The sequence below is a fragment of the Corynebacterium sp. MSK297 genome, assembly GCF_030232885.1.
Classification (GTDB): domain Bacteria; phylum Actinomycetota; class Actinomycetes; order Mycobacteriales; family Mycobacteriaceae; genus Corynebacterium.
This window is the reverse complement of record NZ_JASPGD010000004.1, coordinates 150317-169389: the sequence shown is the minus strand read 5'-3', so window position 1 is coordinate 169389 and position 19073 is coordinate 150317. Positions and strand designations below refer to the sequence as shown.

The 19073-nt window shown below is 55.6% G+C and carries 17 protein-coding genes; 8 read left to right on the top strand and 9 right to left on the bottom strand.

Going from position 1 to position 19073, the window contains the following annotated elements; genetic code table 11:
* Window positions 1-50: 50 nt before the first annotated feature.
* From moaA to mobA, 4 genes are read left to right on the top strand one after another with little or no spacing between them, the layout of a single operon-like run.
* On the top strand, window positions 51-1169 hold the full coding sequence (moaA, locus tag QP888_RS05885) for a GTP 3',8-cyclase MoaA (protein ID WP_284812566.1): 1119 nt from the start codon (window positions 51-53) through the stop codon (window positions 1167-1169).
* A gap of 20 nt (window positions 1170-1189) precedes the next feature.
* Window positions 1190-2575 carry a molybdopterin molybdotransferase MoeA gene (locus tag QP888_RS05880; RefSeq protein ID WP_284812565.1) on the top strand — a complete coding sequence of 462 codons (1386 nt, stop codon included), beginning with the start codon at window positions 1190-1192 and terminating at the stop codon, window positions 2573-2575.
* Window positions 2576-2599: 24 nt separating this feature from the next.
* Window positions 2600-3079: a cyclic pyranopterin monophosphate synthase MoaC gene (gene moaC / locus QP888_RS05875; RefSeq protein ID WP_284812564.1), complete on the top strand. Its 480-nt coding sequence runs from the start codon at window positions 2600-2602 to the stop codon at window positions 3077-3079.
* Between the two features lie 28 nt (window positions 3080-3107).
* Window positions 3108-3740: a molybdenum cofactor guanylyltransferase gene (gene mobA, locus QP888_RS05870; protein ID WP_284812563.1), complete on the top strand. Its 633-nt coding sequence runs from the start codon at window positions 3108-3110 to the stop codon at window positions 3738-3740.
* A 2-nt stretch (window positions 3741-3742) separates the two neighbouring features.
* On the opposite strand, the gene QP888_RS05865 is transcribed toward mobA, so the two are convergent.
* The 5 genes from QP888_RS05865 to QP888_RS05845 all read right to left on the bottom strand — a co-directional run bounded on the left by QP888_RS05865 (window position 3743) and on the right by QP888_RS05845 (window position 9244).
* The gene (locus QP888_RS05865) at window positions 3743-4963 is read right to left on the bottom strand and encodes a ThiF family adenylyltransferase (RefSeq protein ID WP_284812562.1); all 1221 of its coding nucleotides are present in this window, start codon (window positions 4961-4963) and stop codon (window positions 3743-3745) included.
* A gap of 67 nt (window positions 4964-5030) precedes the next feature.
* Complete coding sequence (locus QP888_RS05860) at window positions 5031-5531, bottom strand: molybdenum cofactor biosynthesis protein MoaE (RefSeq protein ID WP_284812561.1); 501 nt, start codon at window positions 5529-5531, stop codon at window positions 5031-5033.
* Window positions 5512-6090 (bottom strand): MogA/MoaB family molybdenum cofactor biosynthesis protein, encoded by a 579-nt coding sequence (locus tag QP888_RS05855; protein ID WP_284812560.1) that lies wholly within the window; start codon window positions 6088-6090, stop codon window positions 5512-5514. The genes QP888_RS05860 and QP888_RS05855 overlap by 20 nt, the downstream gene beginning before the upstream one ends.
* Window positions 6091-6233: 143 nt before the next feature.
* The gene (locus tag QP888_RS05850; RefSeq protein WP_284812559.1) at window positions 6234-7775 is read right to left on the bottom strand and encodes an L-lactate MFS transporter; all 1542 of its coding nucleotides are present in this window, start codon (window positions 7773-7775) and stop codon (window positions 6234-6236) included.
* A 125-nt stretch (window positions 7776-7900) separates the two neighbouring features.
* Window positions 7901-9244: a molybdopterin molybdotransferase MoeA gene (locus QP888_RS05845; RefSeq protein WP_284812558.1), complete on the bottom strand. Its 1344-nt coding sequence runs from the start codon at window positions 9242-9244 to the stop codon at window positions 7901-7903.
* A 120-nt stretch (window positions 9245-9364) separates the two neighbouring features.
* On the opposite strand from QP888_RS05845, the gene QP888_RS05840 reads away from it, so the two are divergent.
* The 4 genes from QP888_RS05840 to QP888_RS05825 all read left to right on the top strand — a co-directional run bounded on the left by QP888_RS05840 (window position 9365) and on the right by QP888_RS05825 (window position 13426).
* On the top strand, window positions 9365-9628 hold the full coding sequence (locus QP888_RS05840; RefSeq protein ID WP_284812557.1) for a MoaD/ThiS family protein: 264 nt from the start codon (window positions 9365-9367) through the stop codon (window positions 9626-9628).
* Between the two features lie 89 nt (window positions 9629-9717).
* On the top strand, window positions 9718-10590 hold the full coding sequence (gene fdhD / locus QP888_RS05835; protein WP_284812556.1) for a formate dehydrogenase accessory sulfurtransferase FdhD: 873 nt from the start codon (window positions 9718-9720) through the stop codon (window positions 10588-10590).
* A gap of 23 nt (window positions 10591-10613) precedes the next feature.
* Window positions 10614-11435, top strand: coding sequence for a molybdate ABC transporter substrate-binding protein (modA, locus tag QP888_RS05830; protein ID WP_284812555.1), 822 nt, complete (start codon window positions 10614-10616; stop codon window positions 11433-11435).
* Window positions 11436-11458: 23 nt separating this feature from the next.
* On the top strand, window positions 11459-13426 hold the full coding sequence (locus QP888_RS05825; RefSeq protein ID WP_284812554.1) for an ATP-binding cassette domain-containing protein: 1968 nt from the start codon (window positions 11459-11461) through the stop codon (window positions 13424-13426).
* A gap of 83 nt (window positions 13427-13509) precedes the next feature.
* On the opposite strand, the gene thrB is transcribed toward QP888_RS05825, so the two are convergent.
* The 4 genes from thrB to argS all read right to left on the bottom strand — a co-directional run bounded on the left by thrB (window position 13510) and on the right by argS (window position 19005).
* Entirely contained in the window at window positions 13510-14439 is a 930-nt protein-coding gene (thrB, locus tag QP888_RS05820) for a homoserine kinase (RefSeq protein WP_284812553.1), read from the bottom strand.
* Between the two features lie 24 nt (window positions 14440-14463).
* Window positions 14464-15795: a homoserine dehydrogenase gene (locus QP888_RS05815; RefSeq protein WP_284812552.1), complete on the bottom strand. Its 1332-nt coding sequence runs from the start codon at window positions 15793-15795 to the stop codon at window positions 14464-14466.
* Between the two features lie 197 nt (window positions 15796-15992).
* Entirely contained in the window at window positions 15993-17348 is a 1356-nt protein-coding gene (gene lysA, locus QP888_RS05810) for a diaminopimelate decarboxylase (protein WP_284812551.1), read from the bottom strand.
* A 4-nt stretch (window positions 17349-17352) separates the two neighbouring features.
* Window positions 17353-19005, bottom strand: coding sequence for an arginine--tRNA ligase (gene argS / locus QP888_RS05805; protein WP_284812550.1), 1653 nt, complete (start codon window positions 19003-19005; stop codon window positions 17353-17355).
* Window positions 19006-19073 lie beyond the last annotated feature (68 nt).

Sequence of the window (19073 nt, the reverse complement as noted above, 5' to 3'; positions counted from 1 at the left end):
TTCTGTACTCATTGTTTCTGCCACGCACGGTCACTAAACTAGGAACTAATATGTCCACACCTGTTATGCTGCCGGAACCTATTATCCCGTCGACTCCATCTGCGCAGGATGTTGCCTCCGATCTGCCCACTGCCAATGCCGACGGCACACGTCAGCTGTCAGACCGCTACGGCCGCATCGCGCGTGATCTGCGCGTCAGCCTGACCGATAAGTGCAATTTACGCTGCACGTATTGCATGCCCGCCGAAGGTTTGCAATGGATGCACAATGACAAAGTGCTGTCCGACGACGAGGTTATTCGCCTGGTGCGTATCGCCGTGGAAAAGCTTGGGGTGCGCAAACTCCGTTTCACCGGTGGCGAACCGTTACTGCGCAAATCATTACCCAGCATCATTTCACGGGCCAAAGCCTTGACGACGGATACTGGCGAGACGCCAGAAATCGCATTGACGACTAACGGACTGGGGCTCGATAAGCGCGCAGCAAGCCTTGCCGACGTAGGACTGGATCGCATCAATATCTCGCTCGATACGATTGACAGGGAGAAATACACGGCGCTGACCCGTCGCGACCGCCTGAATCACGTGCTGCGCTCCATCGATAAATGTTCCGAAGTCGGTCTGAATCCCATCAAAATCAACGCTTTGGTGATGAAGGGCGTTAACGAAGATGATGTGGTCGATCTTGCCGATTTTGCCCTGAATAAAGGCGCGCAGCTGCGATTTATTGAACAGATGCCGTTGGGCCCGCGTGAAGCCTGGTCACGGGAAGATATGATCACCGCAGACGAGATCTTGGCCAAGCTGCAATCCGCATTCATTATGACACCAGCGAAACAACCGCGCGGTTCTGCACCCGCAGCGTTGTGGGACGTCTGGGAGGATGCAGATCGCAGTATGCGACGCGGAGCTTTAGGTATTATCAGCTCAGTTTCTTATCCATTCTGTGGGGACTGTGACCGCACTCGACTCACTGCCGACGGGGCGATTCGCACCTGTCTGTTTAGCAACAATGAAACGCAATTGCGTGATCTGCTCCGCGATGGCGCCAGCGACGAAGAACTAGCCACAATCTGGGCTGGCGCCATGTGGGAGAAACTGCCTGGCCACGGCATTAACGACGAAGGCTTCTTACAGCCTGCCCGCACGATGTCTGCTATCGGCGGATAGGATAAGGCAGCACTCCGACCATGACTACCTCTCCTGTATCGGTGGACCGGCATCTGGCTCGCGTCTGTGAGCTTGTGCAGCCACCTCACCCACAGCTTGTGCCGGTACATGAAGCTCACGGATACTATCTTGCACATCCGGTAAAGGCACAGCAGCCTATCCCGTCGTTTCACAATTCTGCAATGGATGGTTTTTTGGTCCACCAGGCAGACCTTTCCGGCCCCGGCCCATGGACGATTCCGGTAGTCGGTGAAGTTGCCGCAGGTGAAAGCCCACAAGAGCTTGCCCCGCACCAGGCGCTGCGCATCATGACGGGGGCACCGATTTGTGGCGATAGCAATTCATTACGGGTGGTTCCATCGGAATTAACCAATGCCCAGCTGGGTCCGTCGCAGTTGCCTGAGCAGGTAACCATCCACGAATTACCGGCCAAGCGCCATATCCGGCTGCGCGGCGAAGTAATAACCCCTGGCGCAGAAATCGTCGCCGCGCACACGCTTGTCGATGCCGGTACGCTCGCGTTTTTGCTTACGGCTGGAGTCACACAAGTCTCGGTATATCGCCGTCCCCGGGTTGCGGTGATCTCTTCTGGCGACGAGCTTATTTCCACCGCCAACCCTGCGAGCACACGCGCTGCATCCGCAGGCAGCAACGCCGTGGGTGCTAAGGCTCGTGGCAGTCTAGACGACCAGACAAATTACCGGATCGTAGATTCCAACGGCCCCATGGTGGCGAATTTATTAGCTGAGCATGGTCCGGTGGATATTCAACGCTTCCATGTCGGCGATGGGGTAGAAAAACTAATCGCGCTTTTCGACGAACTCACTTCATCAGTGGAACCGCCACTGGATCTCATCGTTACCACCGGTGGGATTTCCCAAGGCGCATTTGATGTGGTCAAGGCTGCTGCCACACAATCTCCGAACGCAGATTTCTGGTTTGGCAATGCAGCGCAGAGGCCAGGTTCCCCGCAAGGCGCTGGGCTCTGGAATGGGGTGGCCGTCGTAACTCTACCGGGCAATCCGGTTGCTGCATATGTCTCAGCCACCGTTTACGCACTCGCGGCCCTGTACATTGTGCAAGGACGCAGGGGATCCCCAACAAATACACCTGAGCGCGCAGACACAGCAGACACAGCAGACACATGGTGGCCACACCGGGCAGCAGAACTTGCCGCCCACCACGCACTGCCGCGACCGCGTCCCGGGAAAACCCAGTTGATCCCGGTGCGGATCGAAGCTGCTAATTCCGGTTTGGTTGCGGTACCGACTACCGTCGGCAAGCCCGGCTCACATTTCGTCAGTGCGCTGACAGAGATTGCGGGACTAGCGATTATCTCGCAGACAGAACGCACAAAGCAGAATGATCCTACCGGCATGGTCACCGTGCTCGGTTGGTCTCGGTAATACTTCGAGAGGAAGCGAAAGCACATGAAACAACCCCCACATCTGGATAGCTCCGGAAATGCATATATGGTCGATGTGACAGAGAAAAAACCTACCGTGCGCTCTGCAACCGCAGTGGCTTCTGTCGTGTGTTCTGCGGAAATCCTGCAGGCGCTGCGCGACGGGACCGTCCCCAAAGGCGATGTCTTCGCAGTCGCCCGCATCGGTGGTATTTCTGCTGCGAAAAAAGTTCCCGAATTGCTGCCATTAGCGCACACTATCGGAGTCCATGGCTGCGAAGTCTCCCTCGATTTGCACGATCACCACCTCCGGATCGAAGCCACCGTACGCACTGCGGACCGCACCGGCGTGGAAATGGAAGCACTGACCGCCGTCAACGTTGCTGCGCTCAACGTGATTGACATGGTCAAAGGCGTGGACCGCAGCGCCTATATCACCAATTGTGCAATCATCAAGAAATCCGGCGGCCGCTCTGGCGACTGGTCCCGCCCAGAGCCACACTAAAACGGCCAAAGCGCTACCAGGAAAAGCTATGAACAAGGCAGCTGAGCAGAAATTTCCTACCGACGACTCCCCCAACTTCGATGACCTCGCAGTCGTCATTTTGGCCGGTGGCCGCTCGGAGCGCATGGGTGGGATTGATAAATCCACGATTCGGCTCAATGGCACGCGGTTAATTGATCACCAACTCGCCGGTGTGCAATCACTTGGTATTGACAAGAATTTTATTGTGATTGTTTCCACCAAACATCTGGCAACTGGAATTACCCACACCGCAGAAAAACCGGCTTACGGTGGGCCTTTAGCTGGAATCTCCGCGAGCTTGTACGTTATCCCAGATTCCGTGAAGCGCGTGGCGATTTTAAGCGTCGATGCACCGGACTCATGGCAGTTGCTGCCCGATCTCGCTGCGGCGCTGGAACGCAATGCGGAGTGGGATGCAGCGATCATTAAAGACGATGCTGGAATCGCGAATCCGCTGTGCTCAGTGTGGCGGTCAGGCCGCTTGCGTGCCAGCCTCGCGGAGATCGGCGAAGCGCAGAACAAGCCTGCGCGTGCTCTGGTGCGCCATTCGGAGTGGGTGAGCATCGACGGTGCTGGACTCGAGGTCGATTACGACAGCCTTGCGGAGTTGCAGGTTCGCGGCGCAGTCGAGCTACCTTAGCCTTATTCCGTTTGGCGTGCGAGCCAAGCGTCAATGCCGCCGCGCAAATTTCCCAGGCCCGTAACACCCGCCTTGTGCAGGTGAGCGATGGCCTGGTTTGAACGCTTGCCTGCCGCACAATAAATGACCACCGGATGCTGTGGGTTATGCGCACGCACAGTGGTGATGACTTGCGCGATAGCTTCCTCACCGGCAACCTCAATACCCCCCGCTACAGTCTTCGCCTCTGTACCAGACTTCTCTGCACCACTCTGAGCTTGACCACCGCTAAAAGTTGACAGCGGAATATTCAACGCCCCAGGAATCGCGAATTCTGCATATTCTTCTGGTTCGCGGACGTCGATAACCACGGCGTCTTCGGGAATGTCATCTACGTTCCACACTTCATCGACACTCCAGTTTTCGTCAACGTTGTGGGCAGCGAAAGTACGATCCCCTGGTTCTTCGGTGGTATCCGCGCGGATAGGACCGGAAGACAGCACGGTCTCTCGGGTCCGAGCGTTGGCTTGTACTGGGATATATTCCCATTCACCCGACAACGCATCGAAATAGCCCAACCGCCCGGATAACGGAATTCCAATACCGGTGAGCACTTTAATCGCCTCGAGAGCCATGGCTGAGCCCACCGTTCCAACCACCGGCCCCAGCACCCCAGCTTGTGCGCAAGAAGGAACCGATCCAGCTGGTGGTGGTGTGGGAAAAACGTCTTCATAAATCGGGCCGTCTCCCAGTCCAAAGACTGAAAGTTGTGCATCAAAGCCAAGAATAGAGGCCCAAATATGCGGAATTCCGCTACGCAACGCCGCCCACGAAATGAGATAACGCGCCCCTAAATTATCGGTGCCATCAATGACAAGATCAGCACCCGCGAAGATATCCCGTGCATGGTCCCGATCCAGATCAGCGTTGATCACGGCAACCGCTATGTCCGGGTTAAGCGCTTGGATAGTGTCGCGCGCCGAGACCGCCTTCGGGGTGCCGATCGCTCCGGTGGTATGAATGATCTGCCGGTGCAGGTTAGACAGCGAGACTTCATCACCATCGATGATGGTCAGCGCACCAACCCCGGCAGCGGCTAAATACAGCAGGACCGGAGAACCAAGCCCACCAGCACCGACCACTACGACGTGAGAACCAGCTAGTTTTTCCTGCGCTTGCTTTCCAAAACCACGCAAGCTGAGTTGCCGTTGATAGCGTGCAACCCACCGTGGATCAAACTCCATATGTCCTTGTCCCTCCAGTTCAGCTCGGCTAGATATCAACGCTAGATATAAACTTGGCGCGTTATGTTTAATCCAGGCCGACCCATTGGGCGGAGCCGTCGGCAAGGAACTGTTCTTTCCAAATTGGCACGGTGGCCTTGACACGATCAGCCAATTCAGCGCATGCGGCGAATGCTTCCTTGCGGTGTGCACTTGCCACCACGACGGCGAAAGCCAGCTCCCCAATCCCGAGCTTGCCTGTGCGGTGCGCAGCCCACAGACGTACATCCGGAAACTCGGTGGCGATAACCGCCACAACGCGAGATAATTCTTTCGCCGCAGAAGGGTGCGCGGAATACACCAGTTCAGCAACCGAGTGCCCATTATCGTGATTGCGGATGATGCCGTCAAAAGTAACCACAGCACCAGCTGTGGCATCGGGAACGAGCCGACTAGCTTCTTCGCGTAGCGGCTCTAATGGCTCGCCGGTAAGTACGGTTCCAACGATGCGTTCGTTAGCCCCACATGTGCCCACCGGGTTTTCATCAACTGTACGCGGACCGGGCGAATTAGGAATGGTGTTTGCCATGATTGGAGACTTGCCGTCCTTTCAGCACATTGAGTACATGGAGCAATATACCGTCCAGAACCTTCACCCCGTCACGTACTCCTCCGGGTGAACCGGGCATAGCCATCACGAACGTCTCTCCCACCGTGCCAGCGAGCGCGCGGGAAATAACAGCGGTCGGTGTTTTTGCCAGCCCTTCCGACCAAAAAGCATGCGCGATGCCAGGAAGCTCTTTATCCAAGCGCGGCTGAATCGACTCAATCACCCGATCATCGGGGCTGATGCCCGTTCCACCAGAGGTTAAAACAACATCGGGCCGATCAGGGCTAGTAAAAACCTCATCGATCACGCGGGAAATATCTTTATCCGCAATTACACGCGCATCTGGGGTATGAAAGCCTTTGTCACGCAAAAATCGTACGGCGATAGGACCAGACTCGTCGCTATAGACCCCGGCGGCTGCACGAGTCGAGGAGACCAACACCAGCCCTGTTCGTTGCCGCTGGTCACTGTCCTGGGTGTGTTGGGAGGGTTGGGAATGCCCAGAATCCTGGATGCCTGCAGAGTCGGTATGCACCACGCTGGCCTTTCTGCTGCGATGTCTTCGCTCATCCACCGCAGAATCTATATGGGTTTTTCTCCCCTAATCTTATTCGACAACCCGTATACCGCGATATTCTGTGCAAATCTCACACGGTTAGACGCACTGTGTTAGTGATTACGCTATCCGGTAAACAGCCCTGCTGCACGCACCATAGTGTCCCAAAGGCCGAAAGCCAGGCTGACACCAATGAATACCCCCAAGATCAACGAAACCGCATTGTGCACGAAGCTGGAATTGCCTTTCGCCTGTCCGCTTTCTTTCGCGGCATGCTCTGCATCATCGACTGCTTTACGGTCGGCAGCTTCTTTTTCCTTGACGACGTCGACATCAACGTGATGTTTCTCATCGACCGGCCGGATCAGGAAGTTAGCAATCACACCCACCGCCAGAAGACCACACATCAACAAAAGGCTGGCTCGGTACAGGTCGGCACCATCCAAGCCGGCGTCGGCACGCGATTCCACCAGAGTATTTACGATAAGCGGGCCAGCTATACCAGCAGCTGCCCAAGCCGTGAGCAACCGACCGTGAATGGCGCCAACGTTATACACCCCGAAAAGATCCTTGAGGTAAGCCGGAACCGTGGAAAAACCACCACCATAGAACGAAATGATTATCAACGTGCTGAGAACGAAGATCGTCAGCGAGGCCGAGGAGAAAGTAGCAACCACCAGGTACAACAGCAAGCCAAGTCCGAGGTACAGGAAATAGGTGTTCTTCCTACCGATCCAGTCCGAGACCGTCGACCACACAAAACGACCGCCCATATTGGCCAGAGACAGCAAACCCACATATCCTGCGGCAGCACCCGCGGTGATTTCCGGAAAATAATCCTGTGCCATCGGTGCAGCATTTTCCAGAATTCCGATACCAGCAGTGACGTTAACAAACAGCACTATCCACAACAGCCAGAACTGCGGGGTACGGATAGCTGTATTCGCAGAGACGTTGCCTGTGGTTTTCAGTTTCTTCCCGGAGTTGTCTTCCGGTTTGAATCCCGCTGGTATCCAATCTGGGTGCGGCAAGCGGATCGCGTAGGAACCTAGTGCAATAACCACGAGATACAAGATGGCCAAGGTCAGGAAAGTCCCGTAAAGGCCGTCGGCAAGATCGGCAGTTTCCGTGCCACCGCCAAAAAATTCCATCAAGGTATTCGACGCTGGGCTTGCAATGAGTGCGCCACCACCGAAGCCCATGATTGCCATTCCTGTAGCCAGGCCGGGCTTATCGGGGAACCACTTCATCAACGTGGAAACTGGGGAGATATACCCGATGCCCAGGCCAATACCGCCAATGGCGCCATAGCCCACGTAAACCAGCCATAATTGTCCAATGGCCAGTCCAAACGTGGCGACGAAGAAGCCAACGACCCAGAACAGGCCGGCGATAGCCATGGACGTTCTCGGGCCGACCTTTTCTACCCAATTTCCAGCGACAGCAGAAGAAAGCCCCAGCATGCCGATCGCGAGGGAGAAGATCCAGCCCACGGCCACTTCCCGGACAGCGAAAAATTCCATGAGCGGGGCTTTAAATACCGAAAAGGCATAAACCTGGCCAATAGATAAATGAATTGCCAGGGCGGCTGGTGGGATTAACCAGCGGTTAAATTCTTTTGGCGCAATGATCTTAGTCCGCGAAAAGAATGAAGTGGCCGTTGCCATGATAATCTCCCCATAACGAATGTGTTCTATATCACTATATCTAGTGTGTTAAACATAATAGATCATGGCGATTCAGGGCTCAGAAAACAGGCCACCCTTGCACCAGCCGGGGCCTCGAAAGTCAGCTATAACGGGTACGCCCACACCCGCTGGCGCGCATTAATCGTGGCACCCGCGGGAACCCGAACCAGTGCATCGGCGGCCACCGCCTGCTGCAACAAGTGTGAACCAGGGCCAGACACGATACGTGCCCGAACGTGCCCGCCGGAATACTCAAGCCGGGCACGCAAAAACTGATCCTTATCAGCCAACCCAGTCAACGATTCCGTGGCGATCACCTCGATCGGGTCCGGAGCCACCCCCAAGGCGGGAGCAACAAACAACCGAAAACTCACGAGCGAAGAAACCGGATTGCCGGGCAAACACACGCACGGCACTCCAGCGAATGATCCGTAGCCTTGCGGCCCACCAGGTTGTTGCAAAACCGCACCAAACCAAGCATCACTGCCGTCGGCAAGCAGCTGACGCACGACCTCGTATTTACCTTTACTAATTCCGCCAGAGGTAACGACGAGATCAGGATGACATTCCTCGATTGCCTGCTGCAAGCTGGTGGCAAGCTTGTCGACGTCGTCATCAATGTGCACCCGACCAACCGGTTCCAGGCCATAGCGCCGTGCTTGTGCTGCCAACAAAGGGAAATTTGCATCCGGAATGGTTGCAGATCCAGCTTCTGTATCCAGCTTGCCGATCTCTGCAACCTCCGCCCCGCCCGTCGCGATCAGAACGCGCGCACGTGTGCGCACGTGCACAGTCGACACACCCTGAAACGCCAACGCGGCGATCGCCGTGAGAGTGAGCACTTCGCCAGCCGCAACGATAATGTCCCCAGCGCTGCTATCAATGCCCTGCTGGCGAACGAACTGACCGGTCTGCGCTGCAACAATTTCCCGGCGCGCGGGCGCGTGCGTGCCGCTGATAGCGGTTATAGCAGCCTCTTTCTCAGCCGCTCCGGCGGATTCTTCCTCGGCCGTGCCCGGAAACTCCGGTGGTAAAGCGTCTTCGACGCGCACGATCGCAGCAGTACCCTCAGGCACTTGTGCCCCGGTCATGATGGGCACGATCATCTCACCGGTGTTCTCCGGATCTATCCCTTGTGGGTACACCGCGGCCGGGTCAGTACCGGCGGGGATATCATCACCAACGGAGAAATTATCAGGTAGCCTCTCAAGCGCGGCGTGGCTGAGTGCGTATCCGTCGACCTGAGAATTGGAAAACCGCGGCGAGTCATACGGTGCTGGTACGGACTCGGCGAGGGTGCGGCCTAAGGCATCGACGACTGCAACCTCTTCGATAGACGGCCATGCGCCACATTGTTCAATCAACTTGATGATAGTGGCCAAGTGTTCTTCTGGCGTTGGTTTTGTGTTTCCTGGCGTTACTGACGCTTTCTCCCCGCGGTTATTCATGGCTCCATTTAAGCACTTTCGTCTCGCCATGGCCGCGGTATTCCATACGAATTACCAGGATCGACAGCTATACTGAGCAATTGCATTTCCATGATCCAACCAGGCAGTATGGTATACATCATGCTGAGCATTCACTATTTTTCCGCAGCCCGCGCTGCAGCGGGAACTGCCCGCGAAGATCTTACGGACACCGATTTCACGACTTTGGGAGAACTCCTGGAATCCCGCGCACTACAACACAGTGGAACCACAGATTCTGGGATGGGACTGGCAGATATCTTCCCGCGTTGTAGTTTTCTTCTCGACGGTGTCTCCGCTACGCCATCGGCTTCTTTGGCAGGCGTCCAACGCGTTGACGTATTGCCGCCATTCGCTGGGGGTTAGAAAAACTGCCTGTTCGAATTCCGGTTATTGTTGGCTACAGCTCACACATATTACTGGCCTGGCACGCACGACAAAGTAGGTTTTCCACAATGGCCCAACGGCTCACATCCCGCACCCCGATTACTCGGGTATACCGAGACACTCCCGCAGTACGTGCCGAATACACTGTTGCGCCTAACCGCGATGATGTCTCAACCTCCGAGCGTGTCGACACCCTCGCGGTGGAAGAACCTCTGCAGATCCGCATCGATGGCAAAGATTTTGTGACCACCATGCGCACCCCGGGCAATGATTTTGAATTAGTACATGGGCTCTTACATGCAGAGGGCATCATCAGGCGAGCATCTGACGTCGCAACCATGCGCTACTGCGGTGGCGCTGTTGGATCCGATGGCTATAACACGTATAACACCATCGATGTCGAGCTCAGTGCGACGATTACTTCCCCGTCGCTGCCGGTGCGCTCGGTGGCAACTACCTCAGCCTGTGGCATCTGCGGAACCACTTCTATCGACGACGTCGAAAAGCGCAGTTCGTATCCCATTCGCCCGGTTCGCCCGACGCCAGAATTTGTCTTGTCTTTGCCTGGCTTATTGCACAACGAGCAAAGAGCTTTCCGCCGGACCGGCGGTATCCACGCCGCGGGTGCGGTAACCCACGACGGCCGCCTCCTCGTCACGCGTGAGGATGTAGGCCGGCACAATGCTGCGGACAAAGTCATCGGTGCGATGTTGATGGAGAACCAATTGCCCGCGGAACAAATGTATTTGGTGCTAACGTCGCGCGCTAGCTTCGAGCTTGTGCAAAAAGCTGTGCTGGCTGGATTCTCCGGCTTGGTTGCCGTGTCGGCTGCCACATCACTAGCGGTCGAACTTGCACGTCAAACGGGTTTTTTTCTTAGCGGATTCACCCGTGAAAATCGTTTTAATTTGTACAATGGAACCTTAGAAGGTATTGGCTAGAAATATTTAAAAAGAGAGGCTCCATGCTTCCTCGTCACCACGCAACCAGTATTCGCCGCATCGCCACCGGTGCGCTCGCTGCCAGCGCTCTCACGTTGGCTGGCTGCCAGTCCGATGGCGGCTCCACCGACAGCTCCGCAGCAGATACCACTGGTGACTCCGCCGTAGCACAAGACGTTACCCTGTTCGCCGCAGCTTCTACCCGCGTAATCGGCGACGAGCTGATCGAGGAAGCAAAGAAACTGGACCCGCCAGTTAACTTGACCATCAACAATGCTGGTTCCACTGACTTGGTTAACCAGATCAAAGAGGGAGCGCCAGCAGACGTCTTGCTGACCGCCGACACCACATCGATGGATAAAGCACGAGATAACGGCGACGTAGAAGAATCCGAACTTGTCGCTGCTAACACCCTGGTCATGGTGGTTCCGGCTGATAACCCGGCAAATATCAACAGCATCGAGGATCTCACCGAAGACACCACCTTGGTTCTCTGCGACCCATCGGTTCCCTGTGGCAACTTGACTGAACAGCTGGCCGAAGAAAATAACCTAGAGTTGCACCCATCCTCGCTGGAGCACTCCGTGACCGACACCTTGGGTAAAGTCACTTCCGGCCAAGCTGATGTGGCATGGGTATACAAGACCGACGCAATTGCTGCTGGTGACGAGGTCGAAGTCATTGAAATCCCGAATTCCGAGGATTTCGTGAATGATTACCCAGCAGCAGTGTTGAAAAACGCTGACAACACCGAAGCTGCACAGGCCATTCTCGAGTTGCTGCGCAGCGAAGCACTGCGCTCAGTATGGGAAGACGCGGGATTTTTGCCAGCAGCCGCCAAGTAAATAACAGCTGAAAGTACCGCACCATGGCACTGACTTATTCTGCCGAATGGACCCCACACCCGGTTCGCCCGCGCAACCCGATTTCCCTGGTAATTCTTGCGGCAATTGCCGTGGTGACGGTGTTGGGCCCGCTTCTGGCCCTCATTTTTCGCGTACCGTGGGAACGATTTATCGAAATCGCCACGGAGGCCTCCACACTGGAAGCTTTACGGCTGTCCCTGTTTGCCGCCGTCTTGTCCACGATCATTACACTGGCACTCGGCATCCCGTTGTCATTGTGGTTGTTGCACAACAGCAAAAGCGGTTGGTTTATTCGGTTACTAGTCGTCTTACCACTAGCGATGCCGCCTGTGGTCGCAGGCCTAGCGCTCACAGCAGCGATCGGTCGGCGCTCCTATACTTCCGGGATCTTGGATGCGCTCGGCATCGACATCGCTTTTACTTTTAGCGGCGTAGTGGCCTCGCACGTATTTATTACATTGCCGTTTATCATCGTTTCAGCTGATTCTGCCCTGCGCCAGATTAACCAAGAAATCATCGACTCCGCACTCAGCATCGGTATGAATTACCGACGGGTTATCTGGCAGGTAATCTTGCCGACGATTCTGCCCGCTATCGTTACGGGTGCAGGCTTGGGACTAGCCCGTTCTCTAGGCGAATTCGGTGCCACACTTACCTTTGCGGGTTCGTTACCAGGAGAAACTCGTACTCTCCCATTGGCTATCTATCTCAACCGCGAAGTTGACGCAGATATCGCGTATGTGCAAGCGGCCTTATTAATTTTCATCGCCATAATCGTGCTGTGTCTGTCGGGGTTGCCAACAGTATTGAAAAAGCATCACCAGCACCGGGTAAGCCGGAATAGTGGGCTCGATCGGCAGCGCCTTAGTGAGCTCACAGCCGCAACCACGACGCCGGTGGGAATCAAGGTCAACGGTTACAACGTTCAAGCAGGACACACCACTGCCGTGGTTGGTTCCAATGGTGCTGGTAAAACTACGCTCATGAAAGCAATCGCTGGACGCTTGAGCGGGGCTGACGTGCAGTTCGTGGACGGCGACGGCCACCAATGCCGCAACAACCCTAGAACCATTATCTTGTCCCAAAATCCTGCTTTGCCGCCCGCTGCAACCGTGCTGCAGGCAATCACCATGGCAACTCGAGATACAGACCGAGCAAAGAACTTATTAGATGCTGCTGGTCTCAGTGACCTGCAGTCTGTACCTGTGCCAGCGTTATCGGGAGGCCAATCGCGCCAGGTTGCCATCATCCGGGCTATTGCCGCCAGCCCTGAAGTCTTGATTCTCGATGAGCCGTTCGCGGGCCTCGATAGTTCGATTGCCGCCCAATGGAAGGCATATTTCCGAACGACTTCGCAGCAGCGAACCACGCTGTTGGTCACGCACAATGGTCATGACATTTCCTCATTGTCTGATTACGTCATGTCTATTGCTTCCGGAAAAATCGTTGGCTATGGCAGAACGACGGAGCTCACCGCTGCCCCAAGTACAAAATTTTTGGCAACGACCTTGGGACTCAACGCCGTCGCAGCACACATTACGCCTGGCGAGGACACAGACAATTCTGGGCACACTCCTGTGCGGATTAACTGTGGTAAGTTCTCGCTCACAGTAACTCCCGAGAGCCTTGCGCTGGGCAACTATGGTGCGCCCGCAGGAACAGCGCAACGCACCGAGGTACTAGCGACGTGGCTTCCTTCCGATGCATGGTTATCGCAACACGAGCCTGACGACGTAGATTCCCAGACCAATTCTTGGACCGGACGGATTACCGATATTTCCGTTCCCCACCCCACGGTCTGTGACGTCACGGTGGATACACACGGTGAACAGGTTGATATCACCATCTCGCCCCACGATGCCCACGAACTCGGGCTAGAACTCGATGGGGAAATTACCTGGGGCATCGACCCAGCGAAGATCTCCGTAACAGCATTGGCTGCCGAAGACAAGACAGTCATACACGACTAACCACACAAATAGGAAGAAACAAATAAGGTGCTAGCCGAATACGGGCTAGCACCTTCAGAACACCTTCAGCGTCTCCACGACCGCTAGGCGTGCGTAACACTCGTTTCTACTGGACCGGCGACCCCCAGCTCGACGACCTTCAATCCCTGCTCGCGGGCGTCGGCAAGCAAGCCTTCCGCAATATCTTCGGTGTGCAGCACCATGATAGTCGGGCCTGCGCCGGAGAGGTACGCAGCATAACCGCGGTTCCGCAAACGGTTGACCCATTCCGCTGTCACAGGCAACACGTCAGAGCGGTACGGTTGGTGCAAACGATCTCGGGTGCCTTCCCACAGCAGATCTGGGTGATGCTGGATAGCTACCGTCATCACAGCCACGCGAGACACGTTGAACGCTGCGTCACCGTGCGTAACGTGGCTGGGAAGCACCCGGCGAACTGCTGGGGTTGAGGCATGGAAATCGGGAACGATGGCCGTCGCGCGGACGGTCTCGTGCACCCCGATGCTCACAGCCTTGTATTCCGGGGCTGAGCGACCATCAACCGGAACCGTCATCCAGGACACCGTCGCACCGCCGAGAACCGAGGCCGCAGCATTATCCGGGTGGCCTTCGAACGCGGACGACAACTGCACCACCCGGTTATCCGACAGTGGATACCCAGCCAACGCATTCGCGGCAGCCACACCGGCAACCGCCGACGACGCCGATGAACCCAGACCACGCGACTGTGGAATGGCATTGGTACAGGTAACACGCAGACCCGGTGCAGTCACATCAGCCGCGTTCAGCCCGGAGCGCAGAGCCTTGATCACCAAGTGTGAGCCATCCCGCGGCAGGTCATCCTCACCCTCACCATAAATTTCAATCTCTAGGCCGGAGGAAGTGACCTCAACCTCGATGACATCATAAATGCCCACTGCCAGGCCCAGTGTGTCATAACCCGGCCCGAGGTTGGCCGAAGATGCGGGCACTCTGACCGTCGCCTTCGTGCCGATTTCTAGTTCGGTGCTCATAAACTACGTTGCTCCCCAAATTCCCTATACGTCCAAGCGGATCACAGAATGTACTTGCTTGACGTCCGAAGACTTCTTTAATGCTTCAACGGTGTCGTGCAGCAGGGATTCTTTCGCGCTGTGGGTAACCACGATAAGACGAGCAACGCCGTTGTCGTTTTCTTCCTGACGCACTGTACGCAAAGAAATGCCCTGCTGTGCGAATGTTGCAGAAAGATCGGACAAAACACCGGCGCGGTCGACTACTTCCATGTCGATGTGATAGCGGGTGCGTACCTCGCCGAAATCAGCGATGGGCAGGTTGGCGTAGGTGTTGTCACCTGGTGCGCGGCCTCCGTGCACCTTGTTACGGGAAGCTCCCACCAAATCACCCAGCACTGCCGACGCGGTTGGGTCACCGCCCGCGCCGTTGCCGTAGAACATCAGCGAACCAGCCGCTTCGGCTTCCACGAAGATAGCGTTGTAGGACTCGTTGACAGAAGCCAACGGGTGATCCTTGGCGACCAAAGTCGGGTGGACACGGGCATTGACAGCATCATTGCCGTGATCATCGACGATCTTTTCGCAGATTCCCAACAACTTGATGACGTATCCCGCCTTGTCTGCGGCAGCGATATCGGCTGCGGTGATGTCACGGATTCCTTCGCAGTGCACATCGTTAAAGTTGACGCGGGTATAGAACCCCAGCGATGCCATAATTGCAGCCTTGGAAGCCGCATCGTGACCATCGACATCGGCAGTTGGGTCTGCTTCTGCATACCCTAAGTCAGTAGCAATCTGCAGGGCCTCGTCGTAGCTCATGCCCTCAGTGATCATTTTGTCCAAGATGAAGTTCGTCGTACCGTTGACGATTCCAGAGATACGACGGATCTGGTCACCAGCCAATGAGCGGCGCAACATGCCGACGACTGGGATCGCAGCAGCCACGGCGGCTTCAAAGTACAGATCGACTCCAGATTCTTCTGCAGCTTGCGCAAGTTCATCGGCGTGCGCCGCAACGAGCGCTTTGTTCGCGGTCACCACCGATTTACCAGCACGCAACGCAGCAAGCACCAGCTCACGCGGATAATCAATACCACCAATGAGCTCGACGACGACGTCGACATCATCACGTTCAATCAACGCGTGCGCATCACCGGTGATCATCTCTGGATCTACACCACGGCGTGGTTTCGAGGTGTCATCAACTGCCACTCCACGCAATTCCAATGGACCACCAACGCGTTGCCGGAAGTGCTCGGAATTTTCCGCGAGCAAGCGAATGACCTCGGTACCGACGGTACCCATTCCTAATACCGCAATTCCGACCGGTTTGCCAGCATTGTTGTCGGTATTGGCAGGTGAATTAGCGACCATGTTGTTTCGCATTCCTTTTGTAGATCGTCGTTGGTCAGTTGCTGAATTGAGCAATTAACTATTTGCTCATTCGTCGGTCTTCACAGTTTTCTGTCGACAATCGTACCGTCTTTAACGGCAGATTTAGCTTGCTTGGCGAAATTTATTCAGCCACGGCGGATTGGAAGCCTGATCCCGTAGTACTTGGAGGTCATGGGTTAATGTGCATCCGGTTCCACATCGAGACTCAGCAAGTCCTCGATGGTTTCCCGTCGCAGCATCAGCTCTGCACGCCCATCACGGACTGCGACCACGGCCGGGCGGGTAAAAGCGTTATACCGGGACGACATTGGGTAACAATAAGCCCCAGTTACTGCCAGTGCCAACAGGTCACCGGTATACACATCCGCAGGGCAGGCGAAATCAGAAATCAAAATATCGCCGGATTCACAGTGCGCCCCCACCAAGCGGGTGGATTTCTGGTGTCCATCAGTAAACCGTGAGACCACACGGGCGTCGTAATCAGCGCCGTACAACGCTGGGCGAATGTTATCCGACATTCCCCCATCGACCGCGAGATACCTGCGGTAGCGATCGTCATCGATTTGCACGTTTTTATCCGCACCGACCTCATAGACTGTCACAGCAGCAGGGCCAACAAGCGCACGACCAGGTTCTACGACGACTTGTGGCGGATCGATCCCGAGAAATGCCGCTTTATTATTCACCGCCGCAATCAGGTCTGCGGCAATGCCAGCGATATCCAATTCGGAGTCGTCGGCAAGATAAGGCACGCCATAACCGCCACCGAGATCCAACATCGGTAGCTGTACACCCAATTCCTGGTGCACCCGCGCGAACAATTCCAGTAAGCGGTTGGCAGCGAGTGTAAAACCATCGGCATCAAAAACCTGTGAACCGACATGGCAATGGATACCATCCAAGTCCAGGTTACTCGCTTGGTGCGCATCAACAACGGCCTGCCACGCATCACCGGAGGCAAGCGAAAATCCAAATTTTTGATCTTCGTGGCTAGTCGCGATGAATTCATGGGTATGGGCATCCACGCCCGGAGTCACGCGCACGAAGACAGACTGGTGCTGATTCATTTCTGCAGCAATCTCATTGAGCTCCACAAGCTCACCGGGAGCATCCACCACGACGTGGCCTACGCGCACGGTAACACAGTGGCGCAAAAATTCGCGGTTTTTGGTGTTGCCATGCACCGTGATGCGGTCGGCTGGAAATCCCGCACGCAATGCGATGAGAAGCTCGTTGAGTGAAGCCACATCGAGAGACAAGCCCTCATCCTTGACCCACTGAACGATGCGCGTCGACAGCATCGCTTTGGACGCATAGTGCACGTTTTTAGCCCCGCGAAAAGCCTGCGCCATATCACGGCACCGCGAGCGGAAATCGTCTTCATCGAAAACCATGACGGGAGTGCCATGCTCCGCGACGATGTCTGGCAAAGCCACGCCTGCAATAGCCACCGTACCGTCATTGTTACGACGCGCATTCCGTGGCCAGACATGGCTAGGCAATTCATTGAAATCAGAAAGGTGCATGCTCATACAACTACATCCGTTCTGGTGCGTTGACACCGACCATGGTCAAGCCATTGCGTAATACCTGCCGCGTCGCACGGGCTAAAGCCAAACGTGCGCTGTGGATAGCTTGCGGCTGCTCGCCTGCTTTCGGCAGAATCTGGCATTGATCATAAAAACGGTGAAAGGTTGCCGCTAGGTCCTCAACATAGCGGGCAATGCGGTGTGGTTCGCGCAGTTGTACGGCGGTCGCCACCACCTTCGGGAACTCACCCAAGGTGCGGATGAGGTCACCTTCTTTGTCATGGACCAACAATCCCAGATCTGGGGAATCCGCATCCACTCCGAGTTCTGCTGCTTTCCGCTCAATCGAGCACAGTCGGGCGTGGCCGTATTGCACGTAGTACACGGGATTATCAGCCGACTGCGCCGTCCACAGTTCCAGATCAATATCCACCGAAGTATCCACGCTGGAGCGCACCAGCGCATAACGCGCGCCGTCGATGCCGATGGCTTCTACCAAATCTTCCAGGGTGATGACGGTTCCGGCACGTTTAGACATCCGCACCGGTTTGCCGTCGCGCAACAGATTCACCATCTGGCCGATCAACACTTCCACATTATCCGGCTCATATCCCAGGGCTTGGGCAGCTGCGCGCAGTCGTCCGATATATCCATGGTGGTCGGCGCCTAACATATAGATTGCCAGGTTATGGCCGCGGTCGAACTTATCGGCAACATATGCGATATCACCGGCGATATATGCGTGATCACCATCGGATTTGATCACCACACGGTCTTTGTCGTCGCCGAACTTTTCTGACCGCAACCACCACGCGCCGTCGGCTTCGTACAGATTGTCGTTATCTTTCAGAGTGGCAATTGCCTTGTCTACCGCACCGGATTCATACAGAGAATTTTCGTGAAAATATACATCGTACTCCACGCCAAATTCTCGCAACGAAGCTTTGATCTGCTCGAACATCATGTCGACCCCGAGTGCCCGGAAGTTTTCTTGTGCTTGCGCTGGCTCACCGTCGAGCGCAGCTGGGTTTTTCTCAAGCACCGCGCTGGCGATTTCGTGAATATAGTGCCCACCGTAGCCGTCTTCTGGGGTTGGTTCGCCCTTGGCATTCGCAACCAGCGACCGTGAGAAACGGTCAATCTGTCCACCGTGGTCGTTGAAATAGTACTCCCGGGTAACTTCTGCCCCGCTGGCCTCCAACACACGACCTAAGGAATCGCCGACGGCAGCCCAACGTGTACCACCAAGGTGGATAGGCCCTGTAGGGTTTGCCGAAACAAATTCGAGGTTGATGCGCTGTCCAGCACACAGATCCGAATTTCCAAAAGTATCTTTTTCGCGCAGAATCTTGGCGACGATCTCACCTTGCGCATCGGCAGCTAGACGAATATTCAAAAATCCAGGACCTGCAATCTCAGCTTGGTCAATCGCGGCATTGTCCGCTAATGCCTCCGCCAACCAGCTAGCGAATTCCCGCGGGTTAGCTCCAGCCTTTTTCGCCACCTGCAAAGCAACATTGCTGGCGTAATCGCCGTGCTCGGGGTTGCGTGGTCGCTCCACTGTCACCATCTCAGGCAAAACCGAAGCATCCAAATCACGCTCCGTCATAACTGAGGTAGCGGTGTCTTTAATTAATTGGGAAAGATCAGCTGGAGTCATAGCTTCTTAGTGTAATAGACAAGTAACCTGGCTTAAGAAACAGGCAAATTGAGCATTTTTAGAAGGCC